The sequence below is a fragment of the Kocuria sp. cx-455 genome (genome assembly GCF_057707085.1).
Genome location: NZ_JBYIPM010000007.1, coordinates 41,801 through 62,270 on the forward strand (window position 1 = coordinate 41,801; position 20,470 = coordinate 62,270).

At 66.7% G+C, this 20,470-nt stretch carries 16 protein-coding genes; 11 read left to right on the forward strand and 5 right to left on the reverse strand.

The genetic code is table 11. The features are described 5' to 3' along the window. Positions 1-49: 49 nt before the first annotated feature. Together AC3ENJ_RS11185 and AC3ENJ_RS11190 are read right to left on the reverse strand one after the other, a co-directional pair. Positions 50-1,219 carry a glycosyltransferase gene (locus tag AC3ENJ_RS11185; RefSeq protein WP_431814107.1) on the reverse strand — a complete coding sequence of 390 codons (1,170 nt, stop codon included), beginning with the start codon at positions 1,217-1,219 and terminating at the stop codon, positions 50-52. Then, positions 1,216-1,761 carry an LbetaH domain-containing protein gene (locus tag AC3ENJ_RS11190; protein WP_190808050.1) on the reverse strand — a complete coding sequence of 182 codons (546 nt, stop codon included), beginning with the start codon at positions 1,759-1,761 and terminating at the stop codon, positions 1,216-1,218. Before AC3ENJ_RS11190 ends, AC3ENJ_RS11185 begins: the two co-directional genes overlap by 4 nt. A gap of 329 nt (positions 1,762-2,090) precedes the next feature. Here AC3ENJ_RS11190 and AC3ENJ_RS11195 point away from each other — a divergent pair, with 329 nt between their 5' ends. The 4 genes from AC3ENJ_RS11195 to AC3ENJ_RS11210 all read left to right on the forward strand — a co-directional run bounded on the left by AC3ENJ_RS11195 (position 2,091) and on the right by AC3ENJ_RS11210 (position 7,104). Further along, complete coding sequence (locus AC3ENJ_RS11195; RefSeq protein ID WP_431814108.1) at positions 2,091-3,461, forward strand: tyrosine-protein kinase domain-containing protein; 1,371 nt, start codon at positions 2,091-2,093, stop codon at positions 3,459-3,461. Between the two features lie 16 nt (positions 3,462-3,477). Further along, entirely contained in the window at positions 3,478-4,896 is a 1,419-nt protein-coding gene (locus AC3ENJ_RS11200; protein ID WP_431814109.1) for an O-antigen polymerase, read from the forward strand. Positions 4,897-4,999: 103 nt separating this feature from the next. Continuing rightward, positions 5,000-5,848 (forward strand): glycosyltransferase family 2 protein, encoded by an 849-nt coding sequence (locus tag AC3ENJ_RS11205; protein WP_431814110.1) that lies wholly within the window; start codon positions 5,000-5,002, stop codon positions 5,846-5,848. Beyond that, on the forward strand, positions 5,848-7,104 hold the full coding sequence (locus tag AC3ENJ_RS11210; protein ID WP_431814111.1) for a lipopolysaccharide biosynthesis protein: 1,257 nt from the start codon (positions 5,848-5,850) through the stop codon (positions 7,102-7,104). Before AC3ENJ_RS11205 ends, AC3ENJ_RS11210 begins: the two co-directional genes overlap by 1 nt. Positions 7,105-7,129: 25 nt before the next feature. Here the strand turns inward: AC3ENJ_RS11210 and AC3ENJ_RS11215 are convergent, their stop codons facing one another. Genes AC3ENJ_RS11215 through AC3ENJ_RS11225 form a run of 3 tightly spaced genes read right to left on the reverse strand, consistent with a single transcriptional unit; the run spans position 7,130 to position 10,519 of the window. Then, entirely contained in the window at positions 7,130-8,194 is a 1,065-nt protein-coding gene (locus tag AC3ENJ_RS11215) for a GDP-L-fucose synthase family protein (RefSeq protein ID WP_431814112.1), read from the reverse strand. Further along, complete coding sequence (gene gmd / locus AC3ENJ_RS11220; protein ID WP_190782040.1) at positions 8,191-9,231, reverse strand: GDP-mannose 4,6-dehydratase; 1,041 nt, start codon at positions 9,229-9,231, stop codon at positions 8,191-8,193. Before gmd ends, AC3ENJ_RS11215 begins: the two co-directional genes overlap by 4 nt. Before the next feature lie 16 nt (positions 9,232-9,247). Beyond that, positions 9,248-10,519: a glycosyltransferase family 4 protein gene (locus AC3ENJ_RS11225; protein ID WP_431814113.1), complete on the reverse strand. Its 1,272-nt coding sequence runs from the start codon at positions 10,517-10,519 to the stop codon at positions 9,248-9,250. 436 nt (positions 10,520-10,955) lie between these two features. On the opposite strand from AC3ENJ_RS11225, the gene AC3ENJ_RS11230 reads away from it, so the two are divergent. Genes AC3ENJ_RS11230 through AC3ENJ_RS11260 form a run of 7 tightly spaced genes read left to right on the forward strand, consistent with a single transcriptional unit; the run spans position 10,956 to position 20,440 of the window. Next, positions 10,956-12,620: an alpha/beta hydrolase family protein gene (locus tag AC3ENJ_RS11230; protein WP_431814114.1), complete on the forward strand. Its 1,665-nt coding sequence runs from the start codon at positions 10,956-10,958 to the stop codon at positions 12,618-12,620. Next, a complete protein-coding gene (locus AC3ENJ_RS11235; RefSeq protein WP_190808044.1) occupies positions 12,608-13,744 on the forward strand; it encodes an alpha/beta hydrolase in 1,137 nt (378 codons plus the stop codon). The genes AC3ENJ_RS11230 and AC3ENJ_RS11235 overlap by 13 nt, the downstream gene beginning before the upstream one ends. Beyond that, complete coding sequence (locus tag AC3ENJ_RS11240; protein ID WP_223841404.1) at positions 13,741-14,481, forward strand: acyl carrier protein; 741 nt, start codon at positions 13,741-13,743, stop codon at positions 14,479-14,481. Before AC3ENJ_RS11235 ends, AC3ENJ_RS11240 begins: the two co-directional genes overlap by 4 nt. Further along, complete coding sequence (locus tag AC3ENJ_RS11245; RefSeq protein ID WP_431814115.1) at positions 14,474-15,691, forward strand: acyl-CoA dehydrogenase family protein; 1,218 nt, start codon at positions 14,474-14,476, stop codon at positions 15,689-15,691. Before AC3ENJ_RS11240 ends, AC3ENJ_RS11245 begins: the two co-directional genes overlap by 8 nt. Further along, positions 15,688-16,629: a class-II aminoacyl-tRNA synthetase family protein gene (locus tag AC3ENJ_RS11250; protein WP_431814116.1), complete on the forward strand. Its 942-nt coding sequence runs from the start codon at positions 15,688-15,690 to the stop codon at positions 16,627-16,629. The genes AC3ENJ_RS11245 and AC3ENJ_RS11250 overlap by 4 nt, the downstream gene beginning before the upstream one ends. After that, the gene (locus AC3ENJ_RS11255; RefSeq protein ID WP_190808041.1) at positions 16,626-17,726 is read left to right on the forward strand and encodes a DUF1839 family protein; all 1,101 of its coding nucleotides are present in this window, start codon (positions 16,626-16,628) and stop codon (positions 17,724-17,726) included. The genes AC3ENJ_RS11250 and AC3ENJ_RS11255 overlap by 4 nt, the downstream gene beginning before the upstream one ends. A 5-nt stretch (positions 17,727-17,731) precedes the next feature. Further along, positions 17,732-20,440 carry a glycoside hydrolase family 2 protein gene (locus tag AC3ENJ_RS11260; RefSeq protein WP_431814117.1) on the forward strand — a complete coding sequence of 903 codons (2,709 nt, stop codon included), beginning with the start codon at positions 17,732-17,734 and terminating at the stop codon, positions 20,438-20,440. The last annotated feature ends 30 nt before the right edge of the window (positions 20,441-20,470 follow it).

Sequence of the window (20,470 nt, forward strand, 5' to 3'; positions counted from 1 at the left end):
ATCCTAGTGCGTGCGATTGCGGGCGCTTTTTCCGCGACGGGGCCCTGCGTCAGCGGGCCCTGTATGCGGTGAGCAGCCGGTCCACCACGGCGTCCATGGCGTACTCACGGTCAATGGTTTCCGCGGCGGCGGCGCCCAGCTCGCTTCGTTTCGCGGGGTCACCCAGCAGGTGCGCGAGTGCGTTCTCGAGCGCTTCCTGCTCCGCACCGACCACCAGGCCGGAGCCGGTGCGCTCCACGGTCTCGGCCAGGCCGCAGCTGTCGGTGATCACCACGGGCAGACCGGCGGCCATGGCCTCGAGCACGGACATGGGGTAGGGCTCGTTGACCGAGGGCAGGACGTAGATCTGCGAGCGCGCCATCCACATGCGTGCGCCCTGCGAATCCACCGGGCCTTGCCACGTGAGGCGATCACCCAAACCGGCCTCCGCAATGGCCTCACGAACTGCCTCCCCCTGTCCTTCGTCCGGACCCACCAAGGTGAACGTGGCCCGGGGGAACCGCTGCGCGAGCGTTCGTGCGGCTGCCACGAAGGCGAGGGGTCGTTTGCGTTCCTGTAGCCGTGCGAGATACAGGACTCGGCACTCGCTCCGTTGGGCCACGGAACCGTTCGGTTCGGACCCCTCCGGCCCGGACGTGGCCGTCCCGGTCATCGGATGTGGCCCGGAGTTGCTGGGCATGCCGTTGTGCAGCTCCTGCAGGGTCACCACACCACGACTCACCTCACGCAGGTCCTCGGCCTCAGGGGCCGTCAGGTGGAAAACCCGCTCCGCCCGGCTCAGGACCTTCCGGGTGAGTAGTGCGTCCAGGGGGCGGGCCAGTGGGTTGGTCGAAGCGTCGATCATGCCGTGCGGCTGCAGCACCACTCGTGTGCCCGACCGTTGGGCCAACCACGCCGCGGGGAGCGTGAGGAGGTCGCGGGCCATGTGCACGTGAATCACGTCCGCGCTCGCGGCAACGCGTCGCAGCCAGGACAACAGGCCGGGGGATGACAGCCCGGCGAATCCCGCCCCCGGAAGCAGTTGCAGCGGGGGGAACAACTTGGTGCGTACCCCCTGGACGGTGTCCGGCAGCGGCGCGCCCAGGTCCGAGCCGGCGGCCGCTAGCACCACGTCGTGCCCGGCCTCGGCCAGCGCGCGGCATTGGTTGAGCGCCACCGTGGTGGGCCCGCCATAGGCGTTCGTGCCGGAAACGAGGGCCACCACCTGGAGGATCCTCATACCGGCCGCGCCTCGGTCGCCGCGGGTGCCAGCACTCGCCGGCCGGCGGGAACGTCCCGCGTGACGAGGGCCGTTGCGCCCACGACGGCGCCCTCGCCCACGGTGACGCCGCGCAGCACCGTGGCACGCAGGGCGACCCAGGCGCCGTCGGCAATGCGAATGGGGGCGTTGTCGAATTCGAAGGCGGGATCGTCTGCCCGGTGGCTGCCGGTGCACAGCATTGCTTCTTGGGAAATGCACACGTCGGAACCGATGTCGATGGGTTCGAGGTTGAGCAACCAGGCCCCCACGCCGATCCACGAGTTCTCACCGACGGTCAACTTCCACGGCCAGTGAATGCGCACCCCGTGACGAATGAGCGTGCCGGTACCGATGCTTGCCCCGAATGCCCTGAGAAGGCGCGCGCGCACCGAGGGCGGGCACAGCACCGAGCGCTGCAGTGGTTCGACCACCAGCGCCCACGCGGCGCACGCGAGGGTGCCCCGGCCCTTGTCGTAGCCGACACCCGTGAATGTGGCGAGTCGCCGTGAATTTCGTGTCATTTCTCCCCCTCGAACGGGTGGCCTCCGGAGCTGTTGTGCGCCGTACTGCTCCCGGTTGAGTTCTCCCGTGGTTACCGTAGTCAGCCTGGATTCAGCTTTCCAAACGGGATGCCCAACGCACCCGTTATTTCATCCGCACCGCGGCTCGGATATCCCGTGTGCGGTGCCGTGTGCTGACAGGATATGGGGAAATTTAGATGATTTCGTGTTTAGAATGCGTTCATTAGGGGAGTATTGAGCGGGTCGATAACAAACGCCTCCGGGCGTTGCGGGGAATGTCCGGGCGGACATCGTGACTCGCTGCCGAAAGGCTAGGGCTGGGAGGGCATATGACACTGCGGGATTATTTTGACGTGCTGAGGAAAAGGTGGCTGGTTGTCGCCGGGTTAATGCTTGTGGGGCTCCTTATCGGCGGGGTCATTGCGCTGGTGATTCCCCCCAAGTACCAAGCCACGGCGCAGTTGTACGTGGCGATCCCCACGAGCGACTCCGCCGCCGAACTCAATCAGGCGGCTACATATCTGTCGCGAGAGCTGAAATCTTATGCGACTCTTGCCACCACCCCGTTCGTTCTGGAACCGGTGGCCGATCGCCCCGATGTCAACGAATCGGTGGACGCGCTAGAGGGAATGGTCACGGTGACGAACCCGACCGCCACGTCCCTGATCGATGTCGCAGCGACCGCCGAGACGCCCGAAGAAGCACAGACCGTGGCAAACGCGGTTGCCGACGAACTCACCCGTGGCGTGTCGACCCTGTCACCCTCGGTGGAGGGCCGTGACAGCACGGTGCTGGCCACCACCATCAGCCGGGCGGAGCTGCCGGTCTCCACCAGTGGCTTGCAGGCCTGGAGCTACCCGTTGATTGGTCTTGTCGGCGGCGCCGTGCTCGGAGTGATCCTGGCGTTCCTCGTTGAAGGACTCGATCGCCGCCCCAGAACGGTTCAGGATTTGCGCGAGGTTCGCGGTGCAACCCTGGCCGGGGCGGTTCCTCGCCTGAAACAACTGTCCAGCCGGGGACTGGCCCAATCGTCGTCGCACGGCAGCCGTGGCGAGACCGCGGACGCGGCCGACCAGCAGCGGGTACCGCAGCAATTCGTCTCGCTGAGATCGGTGTTGCAGCGCCATCACCCGGAGGTACTGCCACACGTTCCAGGGTCGGCCGTGTTTCTGGTGACGGGTTCGCGCCACCGGGACGGTGTCACCACGGTGGCCTTGGAGCTTGCTCGTAGCTACGCGGACCTCGGAAGTCGCGTCGTACTGGTGGATGCGCACTTGCAGAACCGGGGTTTGAGCGAGCTACTCGGTGAGGACATGCGGGTGGGGGTCGCAGACATTGCCGGCGGCTCCGCCAGGGCCGAGGAGACAGCGGTGAAGCTCGGCCCCAACCTCATGTTCATCCCCGCGGGGACGGAAACCGTTCGGCCGAGCGACGTGGTGTGCTCCGAACGCATGAATGTCCTGATCGGTGAACTTCGCAACGAGTTCGACGTCGTGGTCATCGACTGCTCACCCCTCGCCGAAACCGTCGACAGTGTGGTGCTCAGCCGTGCGTCGGACGTGGTCCTGTTCGTCACCGTGCCGGGTGGAACCCCGATGGGCCGATTGCAGCAGGCGGTGGACGGCTACGGCGATGCACCGGTGGCCCTCGTGGCAAACCGTTCCGGGCATCGTCGCGGCGCCCACGCCGGGCTGAGCTGAAGACAGTGGTGAGACGGTGAATCCCGTTGCCACGGCAACCGTCCTGTTGGTGGCCACGGCCCTGGTCGGTCTCCTCGCCATCGCCCACGTTCGATCGCGTGGCACGGACGGATTGAATCTCCGGACGTGGATGCTGATTAACTTCCAAGTGGCCAACGTGCTCTCCGGGTTCGCTCATGTCCTGCGGTGGTCCAACGACCGCGGGTATTTCGAGGCGCTGTCCGGGCCCACGACCGGGGCCGATTCCGGACTGGTGACGGCCGCGTGGGCGACCTTCTTGGGCAGCTGCGCCCTCTGGGCGGGCATGGTCGTTCCCCGCCCCGCGCTGCGGGGGCCGTCACGGGGGAAGCAACCCGAGCGGCGTTCGCGCGGATCCTACATTCCGGAGAATCTCTACTCCTTCGCCGCCGCCCACCGGGTCTCGGTCGGTGGCATCGCGTTGCTGCTGGCGGCCGCGGGAACCTTGGGTATGCTCCGGGTCATGGCCGCCACCCCGGAGGGTGGGGGCAGAATCATTGCGGTGGACGGGGGCAATGCCCGCTACGCCTTTCTCGCCGGCTGGCTGCCGTGGGCCGTGTCGATTCTCGTTCTCGCGCTGGCGAGTCGCAGGCGCGTGGCCGGTCCGGCCCTCTGGAACACGTTGCTCCTCACGGCGGGGTTGGCCGCGCTCGCGGTCAGTTCCACCTGGAACGGCGGGCGAGCCGAATTGATGTACGTGTCATTTCCGCTGCTGGCCCTGATGCTTCCCAGGATCAGAGTCCTGAAATGGCCGATTCTCGTGATTGGTGCTGTGTCCTTCGCGGCGTTCGTGGTGGTGACCACGGCACAACGTGTTGGCGCCACCACCGATCCGTGGTCGTTCATCGATTGGCAATGGGGCCGATTCTCCATGGCAGCCTGGGCCGGTCAACATGTTGACCTGCACGGATCATTGGGGGGCGAGACGGTCTGGAGTGCTCTGCTCAATGTCCCGATGGCACTGCTGCACTTCGCCGGGGCCGGAGGTGACAGCCCGTTCCGTTCCATGGTGGAGGTCTCAGGCTTCGACCTGTTGGGAGACGGTGAACAGATCTACATCGTCCCCGGGTTCACCGCGGAAATGATTCTCAACTTCGGGGTGCCGGGGGTTGTGGTCGGGTACCTGATTATTGGCTGGTTGTCGGCTCTGATCGCTGACGCCTATACCCGCAGCCGCAGTGAGTCCACCAGGTTGCTTCTTGCGTCCTTCGGGGCGGTGTTGGTCTTCCAAAGCATCGTGGGTCAGCTGGAATCCTTCGAGACGTTCATGACCCTGTCGATCCTCCCGCTGTGGGGCCTGTGGCTCGCGGACAAGATCATCGGGAATCCACGCGACCGCGGTCAGCCCCTCGTTCTTCCCGGCCCGGCCGACGACGCTCGGGTGCCGGCCGAACAAAGGAGGGCGAGTCTATCGTGATAATCTCGCACATGCTCGGCGGGCAGGGGAGAATGTCCGGCGGGTGGGCTGACCGGAGGGGCTATCGGTTGAGTCCACAACGTTGCTGTTCCGGGGGGTTCCCATGCCGTTGTTGACGGTGATCATGCCTGCCTATCGGGCCCAGGCCACCATTGAATCGGCCATCCGCTCCGCGCTTCGCGCGATGCCGCGAGACGCCGAACTCATCGTGGCCGTGGACGGGCCGGATGAGCGCACCGCAGAACGTGCGCAACGGGTGAAGGATTCGCGGCTTTCGGTTCGCGTGGACCCGATCAACCGGGGCACGGTGACGTGCATGCGCCGTTCTCTGGAGACCACGGACAGCCAACTCGTGGCGCGGGCGGATGCGGACGACATTTCGATGCCGTGGCGGTTCCGCGCGGAAATTTCAGCGCTGAAGCACGCGGACATCGTGTGCGGATCCGCGGTGCGGTTCGGGCAAGCAAGTCTTCCCAGGCCGTCCTACTTCGGCTCCCTGACCAGCAAGGAGGTCGGTCTCCTCCTGCCGTTCGTCAATCCGCTGTTCCACCCGAGTATGTTGGCTCGCCGAATCACGTTGCTGAGCGCCAACGCATACGCAGAACACTCCGCGGCCGAGGACTACGTGATGTGGTTCGACGCGCTCCTGTCCGGGGCCGCAGTGGTGAAGCTGGCGGTCCCGCTCATCGCCTACCGGCTGAGCCGGAGTCAGATTTCCAGCGCCCCGGACTACGTCGATCGAGTCTACGAGGACCCGCAGGTCATCCGAGCCTATACGGCGTGGGTGCAGGCCACGGGAATGTCCTGGTTGCTCGACAACGGAGGAGCTCCGGGTCGCCCGGCGGGAACACGGGAACAACTGGAGAGCGTGATAGCGGGAGTGCGCCCGCAAACGCGTCCTTACGCGAGACATCACGTGAGATCAGCATCGACCGTTCTGACCGAGTCCTGATGCTCGCCCAGATCAAGTCACTGATCGAGCGGGCCATACCCCGCCTCTCGTCCGCGCTCGTGGTGCTGCTGCTGGCAGCCTTCACAACTCCGCACTACGTGGGTATCTACAACCTGGTCACCTTGATCTACACGGCCATTCAGGTCACGATCGATTCGGGTGCCCGGTTCGTGGTGATCCGAGTGCTGAGCGAACCCGGTGGCATGCGCATCATGAATCGCTACAGGGCGATCATGCCCTTCGTGGCGTTCCTCATTCTTGTCGGCCTGATGCTGTTCCTACGGTGGAACGGGACGCTGGAGAACTGGGGCGAATTCTTCCAGGTACTGCCCGTGGCCCTGGCCCCGGGTTTCGGTGTCCTCGGCCTGCTGTACGTGGGCACGTTACAAGCAACGAACCAATGGGGGGCCCTGGCGCGTCTGCAGCTGTGGGCCGCCCTGTTGGGCCTGACGGTGGGCGGAACCACCCTGATCCTGACCCACTCGCTGTTGGGGCCGTCCCTTCAACTGGCGGTCACCGAGGGCGTCTTCGCCCTGTTGTGCTGGTGGCGGGCCCGGCGTAACGATAAGCCGATTCCGCAGACGACGCCGGGGCAGCAGTCGATTTTCTCCGACATGGCCACGATGTCCGGTTATGCCCTCATGTCGTGGTTCCAGGGCCAGGCCGAGCGCCTGTTCATGAGCATCTTTGCCGGTACGGCAGCCCTGGGTACGTACAGCGCAGGCAGCGCGGTGGGACGCGCCCCCAGTGATGCGCTCGCGGCGTCGACGGCCAACGTGGTGAGGGTCGGGATTGCCGACAAGGACGAGGACGGCGAGATCAGGAGCGAAAGCGAGCGGCTGCTCTCGCGTGCCCTGCTCCTGGCGTTCGGGTGTGTGGTCCTCTCCATGGCCGCATCGCTCGTGCTCCGGCCGCTGCTGGGCCCAGACTGGGCCACGGCCATGTCCATGGTCCCGTTCATTGCCATGGTGGCGTTTCCCTCCGTGCTGTCCTGGTCCGCTTCCGTGCTGCTGGTCCGCACGGGACAGGCCTGGAAGACTTTCATGGGGCCGGTGACCGGAGTCGTCTTCGGCGTAGTCATCGCCTGGGCCGCCACTTTCGACCTGCACCTGGCGGCCACCGTCCTGGTGGTCCGCGAGGTTGCAGTGGTGCTGGTTTCCTTCAGCCTCATCGGACGGGTTGCACCGTGGCGCGCGTTCGTGATCTGCGTGGCGCTGGCGTCGCTGGGACTGACCGTGTGCTGGCTGACGCTCTAGGGCGCCGTCGGCCCGGGCCGTGAGGTCACAGGCCCCGGGCCTGCCCCCGGTGGGCCCGGTACCAGGCCACGGTGTCCCGGAGGCCGGTGGTCAGATCCACGGTGGGAGACCAGCCCTGTGCGTGCAGCAGCGAGACATCCATCAGTTTGCGCGGTGTGCCGTCGGGCTTACTGGTGTCCCAGTGCGTGTCGCCTTCGTAGCCGGTGGCCTGCGCGACTTGATCCGCGAGTTCCCGGATCGTGACGTCCTCACCGGTACCAACGTTGACCTGCTGCGGCCCGTCGTAGTGCTCCAGCAGGTGCAAGCAGGCCGTGGCGAGATCGGCCACGTGCAGGAATTCGCGCTTCGGTGAGCCCGAACCCCAATTGGTGATGGACGTGGCACCGGCTTGCACCGCGTGATCGTAACGGCGGATCATCGCGGGCAGGACGTGTGAGCCCTCGGGAGAGAAATTGTCCCCCGGCCCGTAGAGATTGGTGGGCATGGCCGAGATCCAGGGCAGACCGTATTGCCGCCGCACGGCCTGGACCTGCATGATGCCCGCGATCTTGGCAATCGCGTACGCATCATTGGTCGGTTCCAGATACCCGGTCAGCAGGGAGTCCTCCCGCAGCGGTTGCTCCGCAAGTTTGGGATAAATGCATGATGAGCCCAGAAACAGCACCCGTTCGACGCCCGCGGCAAGTGCCGCATCCAGGACATTGACCTGGATGCGGAGGTTGTCGGACAGGAAATCGACCGGGCGGGAATTGTTGGCCGCGATCCCACCGACCCGGGCCGCGGCCAGCACAACGTACCGGGGCCGGTGCTCGGACATGAATCGTTCCACCGCGGCACGATCCCTCAGGTCCACCTCGGATGAGGTCGCCCCGATGAGACGGTCGAAGCCCTGGTTCTCCAGGTGCCGCCAGACGGCCGAGCCCACCAACCCGCGGTGGCCGGCCACGTAGAACGGGGCGGATCGATCCAGTTCGCCGGGGGTGTAGGTCACATCATCGTGGGTACGCGCATCCGCAGGATCGCTGATGGTGCGCGGTCCGAGGCCGTCCGCGGCGCTCCGTAGAGTTGCGGTTATTTGATCGGCGCTCATGCGGCGGTCTCCGGGGCCCAGACGCTTTCCCTGACCGTGTCGATCCAGGAGGTGCCCACGCACTCCAGGGCTTCACGGTCTGCATCCACCATGATGCGGGCCAGCTCGGGTGCGTGGACCCGGGCCTTCCAACCGAGCTTCTCCTCCGCTTTGGAGGGGTCGCCGATCAAGGCGTCCACCTCCGTGGGTCGCAGGTACCGCTCATCGAACCGAACGTGATCCTGCCAGGTGAGACCCGCATGCTCGAACGCCGTTTCCAGGAACTCGCGCACCGACGTGGCACGTCCGGTGGCCAGGACGAAATCCTCGGGTTCGTCGACCTGAAGCATGCGCCACATGCCCTCGACGTACTCGGCCGCGTAGCCCCAGTCACGCACGGCATCAAGGTTGCCCATGTAGAGAAACTCTTGTTTTCCGGCGGCGATGGCGGCTACCGCGCGCGTGATTTTGCGGGTCACGAATGTCTCGCCGCGGCGAGGGGATTCGTGGTTGAACAGGATCCCATTGACCGCGAACATGTCATACGCCTCGCGGTAATTCCTGGTGATCCAGTACGAGTAAATTTTCGCGGCACCGTAGGGGGACCGCGGGTAGAACGGGGTGTTCTCATTTTGCGGAGGCGGCGTGGCGCCGTAGAGCTCGGAGGTCGACGCCTGGTAGAAGCGGCACTTCACACCCGCCCGCCGGACGGCTTCCAGCAGTCTCACGGTACCCAGCCCCGTCGTGGCGCCCGTGTGCTCTGGTTCGTCGAACGACACGCGGACGTGGGACTGAGCTGCCAAGTTGTACACCTCGTCCGGGTCGATCTCGCCGAGTAGTGTCACCAGGCGGGCGCCGTCCGAAAGATCTCCGTAGTGCAGGAACAAGCGTGCTTCCGGAGAGTGGGGGTCCTGGTACAAATGGTCGATGCGTGAGGTGTTGAAAGTGGAAGCCCGCCGGATCACCCCGTGCACCTCATAGCCCTTGGAGAGTAGGAGCTCGGCCAAGTACGAACCATCCTGGCCCGTGATGCCGGTGATCAACGCTTTTTTAGTCATTGGAATATTTCCCGGTTCAGTTGGTGGGGGTAGCAAAGGTGGTGGTGCGCGTGGGTGCATGACCTGAGGCCCGCACCGCATTCAACGCAGCGATGAAAGCCTTGGTGGCGGCATCGCGACTGAGGACCTCACGGACGTAGCGGGCGCCACCGTTGTGGCGGGTACCCCCGGATTCGACCCATTCACCGTGGAGCGTGAGTGCCCCGGCCACGAGCGCTTGAGGGTCCCCCGGAGGGACCCGCATTCCCGCGTCGGCCGAAGCAACCTCGAATGCGGACGGGCTGTGCGCTTCGACGGCCGCGAGCACGGGGCGCCCGGCGGTGAAGTAGCTGGTCAACTTGCTCGGTACGCACATCTCGGTCACCCCGGGACGCTCATGGACGAGCAGTACGTCCGCGGCGCCCAGGAGCGCACTGTAGGTTTCATCGTCCACGCTGGGCAGCACTTCGAGGCGCGGTGCGTGGGCGGCCAGCTCTTCGAGCAGTGGGCGTTGCCGTCCCCCACCCACCAGGACGAAGCGCACTGGGGCACCCGATTGATCGGCCCGGGCGGCCGCGGCGACCACGTTTGCCAGGTCCTGCTTGGCGCCCATGTTGCCGGTGTGCAGCACAACGATGTCCTCCATGGGCCAACCGAACCGCTCACGCAGTGTGGCGGTGTCCACGTGAGTCGATGGTCCGATGTGGGTCCAGTTCCGAACGGTGTGCACGCGCGCCGGGTCCACGCCCAGCTCGCGCTGCACGTACTGGGCAAAGCGGTCATGGATGACCACCGTGGCCTCGCACGAGCGCAGGAAACGACCTTCCACGGCGCGCATGGCCCTGGTGGCAAACCCCCCGGCGGATCCCGTTTCGGTCAGTCCCGCCGTGTAGATGTCCTGCACCCAGGCAAGCACCGGAATGCCGTGGTACTTGGCGCGCAGCCGGACAATCACCGATGCGAACAGTGCCGGGCTCACGACCACTACTGCATCCGGGTTGTTCCACCTGGCCCGTGCCGCACGCAGGCCGAACATGATTTCCATTCCGAGCCGGCGTGCGAGTCCCGCGTTTCTCGGAACCGGGTGGGGTACTCGCGCAACGGGTACGCCGTTGATGATGTCCCGGTTCCGGTTGCCGCGCTCGTAACCGGCGTGAACCTGCCACTGTGGATAATGCGGTAGCCCGGTAACAACCCCCACGTCCCACCCGGCGGCAGTCAAAGTGTGCGCCATTCCTGACGTGTACGGAGCGATCCCCGTGTGTTCCGGGGCGTAATTGAGCCCAATGAATAAAACGCGTTGCCCCATGAAGAGACCTCCCCCAAAAAAATGGCCCCATAGCCCAAGGCCCGAGAACACGGTGGTAACCCCCAAGTCACCATCCGCTAGCTCACATAATAAGCACGTCGCGGAAAGACGCAATAGCGTAGTTCTTCATAATTTGTCACCCTAAATAGGGACACCAGAAGTAATCCCACTTGTGAGGCGGCATTATGTGAATACATTGAGAGTGCGACAAAGAGTTGGGCCTGCAGAATTCCGGCCGGTCGGGCCGGGAGTGCGGGTATGCTGACGTTATCGGCTGAATTCCTGGTTCGAGAGGTGGCCTCGGAATAATGTCGAAAGGTCCGTGACGCTGGGGCAAACGAGCGGAACGAGGCCAAGGACTTTGGTCAATCCGGTGGGGATCGGATGGCGGTGCACGTTGGGGTGTTCCGGGCCATTAATGGGTGGGGAGAAGCCTATGAGGGTAGAAGGCCAAGCAACATTTATTGCTGCGCCTGATCGCGTGATTCACGCGTGGGTTCACGGTCCGGCACACGGCCGGGTCCGCGGCGCGGTCGTCATTGCACCTGCACTGGCCAGGGAGGAAGTTGTCAGCCACCGCAGCATGCGGTTGGTCGCTGCATGCGCGGCCGAAAACGGCTGGGTGGCCATCCGACTGAGCTGGAGCGGCACCGCCGAATCGGGGGCCCGACCCGAGGGCAGTGATCCCGCGGCGATCTGGGAGGACGACCTCGCACTGGGATATTCCGAAGCGCGCAGGATCGTGGGCGATGATGCTCCGGTCCACGCGATCGGGCTGCGTATCGGCGCAGCACTCCTGGCTGCCTCGGCAGTCCCGTTCGAGCAACGCTTGCTGTGGGAACCGGTGTCAGGCGCCGTGTTCCTGCGCCAGTACAGCGGGCTGCGCCGCGCGAGCGGGCTGATCCTGCCGCCGGTCAGCGAGGAAGGCCTCGAGATCGGTGGGGCCCACTACTCGGATGCCGAGGCTGCCTCCATTCGAACGCTGAAGGACCCGCACAAGATGCAAACGCATCAGGATCGGGGCGTCGACGTGATTCGTGAAGCGGACCGCCGGGTGGCCAAAAAACTGTACGGAGTGGCGTCGATTTACGCCAAGGCGAGCCCTGACGCCATCGCGAGCTTGGTGGGGCGGTTGCGCGGTGGGCCGCGTCGCGACTACCGGGCGGGGGGCTGGCAGCCGCAGTGCACGGCCCGCCTTCATGTGGCGGAATTCGGTGTGGACGTGATCGAAGAATTACTCGAGCTCGGGGAGGACCGCCTGCCTGCCTCCTACACCCACCCCGTGGACAACCACGGAACCGACCTGGGTGCCGTGACTCTGGCCCCGCCGTCGGCGGAACCCAAGGACGGTCCCACGGGCCTGTGGACGATAGCGGCCCGGAGGCTCGCGGCACGCGGGGTACCGGCATTGCGTGTGGAACGCCATCATTGCGGGGACGGTGCCGGGCTGGATGAAGTCAAGGACGTCAACCCGTACACCCGCCAGGGCATTGCCGATATCGACTCCGGAGCGCGCTGGTTGCACCACCGGACCGGCGAGGAAGTCACGGGTGTAGGCCTGTGCGCGGGGGGTTGGCTCGTGGCCATGGCTCCGCAGGACAGCCCCATGCGCCGCCGTGTCATTCTCAACAACGTGGCGTGGCGAGCGGCCGAGAGCTACTACGAGAGGCTTTACCGCAATTGGGACGTGGACGCGGTGCTCGAACAATTGCGGTCCATGGGCGATGTGGCGATAGCCACGAATTTCCGCACCCGGTTGAAAGACCGGATCCGGCGCCTGATGCCCTACTCCCTGTGGCTTTTCCTGGGGCGACGCAGCCTTCCCAATGTGCCGGAGGTCGTTATGGAGTATTCATCACGCGGCGCGGAAGTGTCTTATCTGTTCGGTCCGGAGGACGGCCTGTTGTTCCTTCAGGAACGGGGCGACCGGGGGCTGCGTCGGTTGCAGCGACGAGGCAGACACGTCATGGTGACGCACCTGGCCACCCTCGATCACGCCTTGCAGTCCCATTCCTCGAGGTCAACGGCGCTGCAGATCGTGGACGCGTCCATGGGACTGACGGCCGGCCCGATCGGTGAGGTGCAGTCATGCGCGGCGTGAGAAGGACATCCGTGGTCGGGCTCATCTGCTCCCTGGTCATCGCCATGGTGCTCACCGGGTGCGCCGCCGGGGACGGCGGCCCTACCCCCTCACAATCGCCCATGGCAACGGGCTCCGCGGCCCTGCAACAGGCCGATTTCCTCGACCAAACGGACTTCGACAAGCCCTCGAACGGCATCACCGTGACGGGTGCGCAGGCCTTGTCCGAGCGTGCCGTGGAAATCGGCGTGAGCACGGACGCGGTGGCCGAGGGACTGCCCGGCGGCCAAAACTCCGTCATCATCGTCAGGCCACAGAATTACGATCCCGGGACGCGTTATCGAGTGGTCTATCTTCTGGGCGGCAGCGGGGCAGAAACCTCCCCGGCCCGCCAATGGTTCGAGGCCGGTCATGCGGAGCAGATCACCGACGGGCTGCCCGTCATCACGGTCATCCCCAGCGGCGGCAAGGACGGGTGGTACACCGACTGGACGGCATCCGATGACCGGGCGCAGCAGTGGGAAACGTATCATCTCGACCAATTGGTGCCGTGGGTGGACGCTCATCTTCCCACCCGCACCGGCCGGGAGGATCGAGTTGTCCTGGGGAACTCCATGGGTGGTTACGGAGCAATTCGCTACGCCGAACAACGCCCGGACCTGTTTGCGGAGGCCATCAGCTTGTCCGGCCTGCTGGACCTCTCATCCGGTGAGGTCAGGGACATGTTCAGCCAGGTGTCGGAGGAGGCCACCGGGCAGACCGACGCGATTTTCGGCAACGGGCAGAGCACAACGGATGAGCAATGGGACGCGCAGGACCCGGTGAGCCAGAGCGAAGCGCTGAAGCGCACCAAGGTTCAGTTGTTCGTGGGTGAGGGCAACGGTTCGGCCGGGGACCTGGAGCCCACCTTGCGGGAGACCACGGAGAACTTGGCGCAAGCCCTCCGGTCGCAGGGGTCGCCCTATTCCTACACCATGTACGGCCGCCCCGCCGGGTGCAATGGCGAGCACACCTTTGAATGCTGGCGACCGGCGGCCACCGTGGCACTGAGCCGCTGGGCCGATCGGCTGGGAATCGAGCGCTCCGTTGCGGCCCAGCCTGTTGGGCCCGAGTTCGAGAACATCACGTCGGGGGAGGGGTCATGACCATCGCACAGACCGCCGGCCCGCGCGTCGGCTGCGACATCCAGTCGATCGCTCCCGTGGCGGAATCCATGGCACGGCTGGGGGCGCGTTATCTCCGAGCCGTCTTCGGGACAGCGGAATTCGCGCGGCTCGCAGCGGACTCGAAGCTCACGTCCCCGGAGTCGGTGGCCGCACGCTTCGCCGCGAAGGAAGCCGTGTTGAAGGTCCTCGCCCCGGCGGCCACCGACGCCGTCCCGTGGCCGAGCATTGCGGTGCACACGGGGGCCGACGGCGCGCCCCGCCTGTGCCTGACCGATTCAGCGGCAGCGCTGGCGACCCGCAGAGGACTGGGCGACTGGTCCGTGAGCATGTCTCATGACGGGGACTACGCACTGGCGGTCGCGCTCGCGTTGAGCTGCCCACCAGACCCGTCGGCCGGCGCCTTGCGCGCACCGATCGACACCATGACCACAGAACTCCGCCGATTGAAAGGGGCCCATCCCATGGAAACCACCACCACCGAACTCACCGTCCGCAAGGTCCTGGCCGAGCACGGCAAGCTGTCCCAGGACGCCCACACCCTCGGCACGGACGTCGATCTGTACCGCGCAGGCATGACGTCCCATGCGTCGGTCAACGTGATGCTCGGGCTGGAGGACGAGTTCGACATCGAGTTCCCCGAGGAACTGCTGACCAAAGCGACGTTCACATCCATCAGTTCCATTTCAGAGGCAGTGGAGGGAATCGATCATGACTGAAACAACCCAGCGAATCGCGTCCGGACCCGAGGTGGAATCCACCACGGACCTGCTTCCGGGCCGGGCCCGGGCGTGTGCGGCCCGGGCCGAAGCCCTGGCGACCGTGGCGAAGAAACACGCGGCCACCATTGACTCGGAATCGCTCTTCCCCGCGCAAGCGATTGCAGAGGCCAGAGCCCAGGGGCTGCTGGGCGCGCCCGTGCCGGAGTCCCTGGGAGGCCTCGGGTACTCCATCACCGAATTGTGCTCGACCCTTGAGCGCGTGGGTCGTGAGTGCACGTCCACGGCGATGATTCTGGCCATGCATTATTCGCAGGTACTGTGCCTCACCCGCCATGCGGACACCGACCTGCTGCGGGACATGACGCGGCGCGTGGCCGGTGACGGACTGCTGCTGGCCTCAGCGACCACCGAGATCGCCATCGGTGGTGACACCCGGACGTCGTCGTGCGCCGTGAACGACACGGGAGACGGGCGGATACACCTGCACAAGAGCTGCCCCGTGATTTCCTACGGAAGCGCCGGGGACGCGATTTTCGTGACGGCTCGCCGTGATGCCGGTGCCGTCAGTAGCGACCAGGTGCTCGTGGCAGTGGCTGCCACGGACATCGACCTCACGAGGACCCGGGGGTGGGACGCCCTGGGGATGCGCGGAACGTGTTCCGAGGCCTTCGAGCTGGAGGCGAACACGGATGCCGATGCGGTGTTCGGGGTGCCGTTCGAAACGATCTCCGCCCAGACCATGCTGCCGGCCGCCCACTGCCTGTGGGCGTCGGTGTGGTTGGGAATGGCCACCCAAGCCGGGCTCGTGGCCCGGTCCGTGGTGCAGAAAGCTGCCCGTAAGGATCCGGAGAACCCTCCGCCGTCCGCCCTGCGGCTGGCGGAACTGGAGGTGTCGCTGCAGGCCATGACGGACGTGGTGCGGTCCTCGGTGGCCCGCTACCAGGCGGCGTGGGATTCACCGCGCACGTGCGAAAGCATGCCGTTCGCGATCTCCATGAACACCCTCAAGGTTTCCGCGGCGGAGGCCGTGCGCACGATCGTGGGGGACGCCATGGTGATCGTGGGCATTTCCGGATTCGCCAATCGGTCGCCCGTGAGCCTGGCCCGGTTGTACCGCGACAGCATCGGGCCCTCCATGATGGTCAACAACGACCGGATCCTCCAACACACAGCCAAGCTCCAAACGGTCTCAAGGGGACTCCGATGACAACAGCAAGAACGACCGACCAACTCGAAGACCTGCAGACCGAATTCCGCGCCGGACTGGAAGCCAATGACTGGCTCCTGCCAACGCTCGGCGAGGGCGTGAACGGTCTGGGACCCCAGGCGGAGGACGTGGTGCAGGGCATCATCGGCGCCGCCCGCAGAATTGTTGCGGACCTGGACGAAGCGCCGGGGGCGCGCCGATTGCGGTTCCCGCCCGTCAACGGGACCCGGTTGCTGGAACGCACCGATTACGTGGCCTCGTTCCCCCAGCTTCTGGGAACCATTAACGCCTTCGAGGGGGACAACGCGGCCCACCGCGAGCTGCTGGCCACGTATCAGGAGCACGGCGACTGGTCGTCCTCGCTGACGCCGGCCGGGCACTCGTTGATTCCCGCGGTGTGCCACCCCCTCTACGCGTACCTGGAGGGCACCGAGGTTGACGGCACGGTCTTCGAACTGGTGGGCGAATGCTATCGGCACGAACCCAGCGCGGACCCCATGCGGTTCGTGACGTTCCGGATGTTCGAGGCCGTGCGGCTGGGCACCCCGGAACAAGCGGTGGAACACCGAGCACTGTGGCTCGAAGCGGGCCTCGGCCTGCTGCGCACGCTGGGACTCGAGGTCGAAGCGGACACGGCCAACGACCCGTTCTTCGGCAGGGCGGGCAAGTTGCTCAGCGCGGGGCAGCGGCAGGCCCAACTGAAGTTCGAGATCCTCACCGAGGTGTACCCGGGACACCCCACGGCCATCGCCTCGGCCAATCTGCACGAGGACCACTTCGGCGAAGCGTTCCACCTGCGTACCGCGGACGCTCAACCGGCCCACTCCGCCTGTTTCGGATTTGGTCTGGAACGCGTGGCCCTGGCGCTCGCGGCCAAGCACGGATTCAACACGGCGGCCTGGCCAACCGGTGTGCGAGACGAACTGCGATTGTCATGACGACCACATCAGCTGTGAACCGGTCGCCGGGGCCGCCGGCAGCACGCGAGGCCGGTCCGTTCGGCGCGCAGACCCTGGCCGTCAAAGGTTGCGAGGGCCTCACACCCGCCACGGTGGCCCGCTCGGTCCTGCATGATCCGGCGGAGCCGTGGTCACCCACGAACTGTTACGTGGACGTGTGGATCGGGTTGCTCGCAGCCCTCGGGCTGAACCCGGTCCCCATGCTGGCCGCAGCTCTGAGCGCGGATTTCCTGGGCGACCAGTGGGAGTTCGTGAAACCCCGCACGGAGGACCTGGAGGTCCTCTACGGGATCTCGGTGGGCGAGTACGACACCTGGCGACCGGTGGGCGAGCACCTCCAGCTGGCCATGTCGCGCGGTGACGCCCTCATCGTGGAAGTCGACGCCTACTACCTCCCTGACACCGCGGGCGTCTCCTACCGCACGGAGCACACCAAGACGTCCATCGTGCCCCTGCGGCTGGATCCGTCGACCGGGGAACTGGTGTATCTGCACAACGACGGCGCGCACACACTCTCCGGGGAAGACCTCGACGAGACGTTGGGCCCGGGGATGCGCTGCGGTCGTGTGCCCTACCCGTACGTGGAACTGGTGCGGTTGAACGCCCTGAATCGGCGCTCGCCCGAGGACCTCTGGCATGCCACCTTGACCGTGGCCCGTGACCATCTCCGGCGGGCTCCCGCTCCGGGTCCCGACGGGCACGGTCCCGCCGACGGGCTGGTGGCCGCCATTCGCGAACACCTGCCCGTCCTGGCCGAGCGGGGTGTGGATTACTTCCACCTCTACTCCTTCGCCACCACGCGGCAGGCCGGGCTGACGGGCGCTCTGGCGGCTCACCTGTGCAGATACCTCGCCGACGGCGCCGCGGCCTGGCCCAGCGACGTGTCCGCCGAACAGTTGGCCCGGGCCGCGGATTCGTTCGACGGCGCCGCAGCGGCCGCGAAGACGTTGCAATTCCACCTCGCACGCGTGGCCTCGGGGCGCACTCCGCGCATCGACAACGCCGCAGAGGCGTTGGCGGCCGGGTATCGGGCGGCGATCCACACTGCCCGCCAGGCCCTCGATCTCGAGGAGTGACGGGCGTGACATATCTCTGTGAACCGCAGCAGTGGTTCCAGGACAACTGCGGGGACGTGTTCTCGGGTGCCGCCTGGACCCTCGTCCCGGTCGATCTGCGCACCGGCCGGCCGGTCCCGGTCGAGCGGGCGGCAACGACCGATCGCGCCACGGGAATCCCCGCGCGCGTTCCCGGGACACTAACCGGCGCCTTACGCGACACCCTGGGGGAGGGGGCTGTCGAGCAGGCACTGGCGGTTACCGCCGGCGAGACCGCGTGGGAATACCGCACCCGGATCACCACGTCCGGCGGGCCCCACAGACTACGTTCCCGGGGAGTGGCCACCGTCTCCGAACTATGGGTGGCGGGCCACCGGGTCAAGACCTCCACCAGCGCCTTCGCGCCCTGGGACGACGTCGTGCGGTTACCACCGGGGGAATGCGACGTGGCACTGCGCATCCTCCCGCTGTCCACGGTGAGCGTCCCTCGTAAACCGCGGGCCAAATGGCTTTCGCCGCTCGTGTCGGACCGCTCACTGCGGTGGCGCCGGACACCCCTGATCGGCCACATCGACTGGCCCGGTGCGCGTCCCGTCCTGGGCCCGTGGGGTGGCCTGTCCGCGGAGCCGGTGTCCGAGGGACACCGGGCGCCCGTGATCGAGGCTCGGCCCCACGCGGTTCGCACGCGGGTCGACGAGTCCGGAGCGGGCACGGTGCTGGTGGACCTTCGTGTGAACCCGGCGGGAAGAACGGCGGAAGCCGTGCGGGTGAGCTGCGCGGGCGCCGGCGTCGAGATCGTGGTGACGGCCGCGCACACGCGCGGGCGCGGCGTCGTCACCGTGGAACTGCCCGTGCCGAATCCGCGCCTGTGGTGGCCCCACGCCATGACAGCGGGGGGAGCGGCGGCGCCGGCGCTGCACGAGGTGTGCGTGGCAGTGGGGAACACCACGAGCTCGCACCGCGTGGGTTTTCGCTCCGTGACGGCGCAACCGCGGGCCGACCGGGCGGGGCTGGGATTGCGGGTCAACGGGGTCCCCGTGTTCGCCCGGGGCGCGGTGTGGGCGGGGGCGGACCCGTCCGACACGGCCCCGGATCCTGCCACCGTCCGCGCGGTTCTGATGCGACTGCGGGCTGCCGGGGCCACCATGATCAGGCTGCCCGGAACCGGCTGCTACGAGTCGGACACGTTCCACGACCTGTGCGACGAGCTCGGTCTCATGGTGTGGCAGGACGTGGCGCTGGGGCCGCTGGATCCGCCCGATGATCCCGACTGGCGCGCTGAGCTGAGGGAGGAAGTGCGCTCGCTGGCGGCTCGCTTGGCGGCCCACCCGTCCACGGTCGTGATCTCGGGAGGGACCGAGGTGATCCAGGCTCCCGTGCTGGCCGGCCGCCCGGCCGCCGAGTGGACCCCCGGTGTTCTGGTCGAGGACATTCCACGGGCGGTCGGTGCCGGCGGCGCCGACGTGGTGGTCGTCGCGTCCTCACCGTGTTCCGACGCGGATCTCGACGCCGCCGCCCGGGCCTACGAGGCGGGCGCGTCGTCGGCGAGGCCCGTGACGATTGCCGAACCGGTGACCACAGCGGTGGTCCACTCGCCGGTGGATGCGACGGACGGAGTGTGTCATTACTTCGGCGTGGGGGCCTACGGGCGCCCCTTGGAGGATGCGCGCAGCAGCGGGGTTCGATTTGCCGCGGAATGTCTGGCCTTCGCCGTCCCCCCGGAACCGGCCGCGGTGCGGGAGCAGTTCGGCACGGACGGCCCACTGGACCACCCCGACCGGGCCGCCGCGTGGCAGGGCGGGCTGGCACGTGATCCGGGAGCCGCCTGGAGCTTCGAAGACACCACCATGCGCTACGTGCAGCGGTTGTTCCTGGACAGGGACAGCGACCCGAATGCCACTCTGACAATCCCACCGAGGCCTGCGGAGGAGACAGCCCTGGCCACGCACGCGGGCCGCTTGGACTATCAGCGAGCGGCACTGGCCCACGTGTTCCAACGAACTCTCGCGCAATGGCGCCGGGGCGACTCACCCTGCCGAGGGGCACTGGTTCTTGCATCCCACTCGACCGCCCCCGGCGCAGGGTGGGGCGTGCTGGACGCAGCCGGGCGCCCCACGGCCGCGTGGTACGGCATGCGCAGGGCGTGCGCTCCCACCACCGTGTGCTTCTTGCCCGAGGGCGGCAACGGGTTGTCGATTCACCTGTGGCATGACGGTCCCGAGAATCTTGCGGCGACCCTGCGATGGACCGTGGCCACGGTTCAGGGAGGGTGCCAGCAACCCGTTGAGGTTGCGATCACGGTGCCGGCCCGGGGAGAACTGGTGTTCCGGGGGGACCTGGCGGACGGCACGTTCCGCGATCTGGACAACGCCTACGGATTCGGGGCCCGGGAGTACGAGGGAATGCGTGCCGAGCTCGTGGCTTCCGACGGAACGGTTCTCGCCCGGGACGTACACCTGTCCGGCGGACCCCGCCGGGACGACCTCGCCGACCCCGAGTTGACGGCCAAGTGGGTCCGGGATCGGACCGGCACATGGTCCGTGGAGGTCACGTGCCGGGGTCTGGCACGATTCGTTGCCCTGGACCTGCCGACGGGTCTGGTCGCCGAGGACGGGTACGTGCACCTGTTGCCCGGTGACACCGTGCGGTTGCCCGTCAGCGGCACGGGGCCCGTCCCGCCCCGCGATGGCGGTTTGGTGCGTGCCCTGGGGGTGGAGCCGGTTCCGATCCGGTGACCGGCCCACCGCCCGCCGCCACGCGCACGT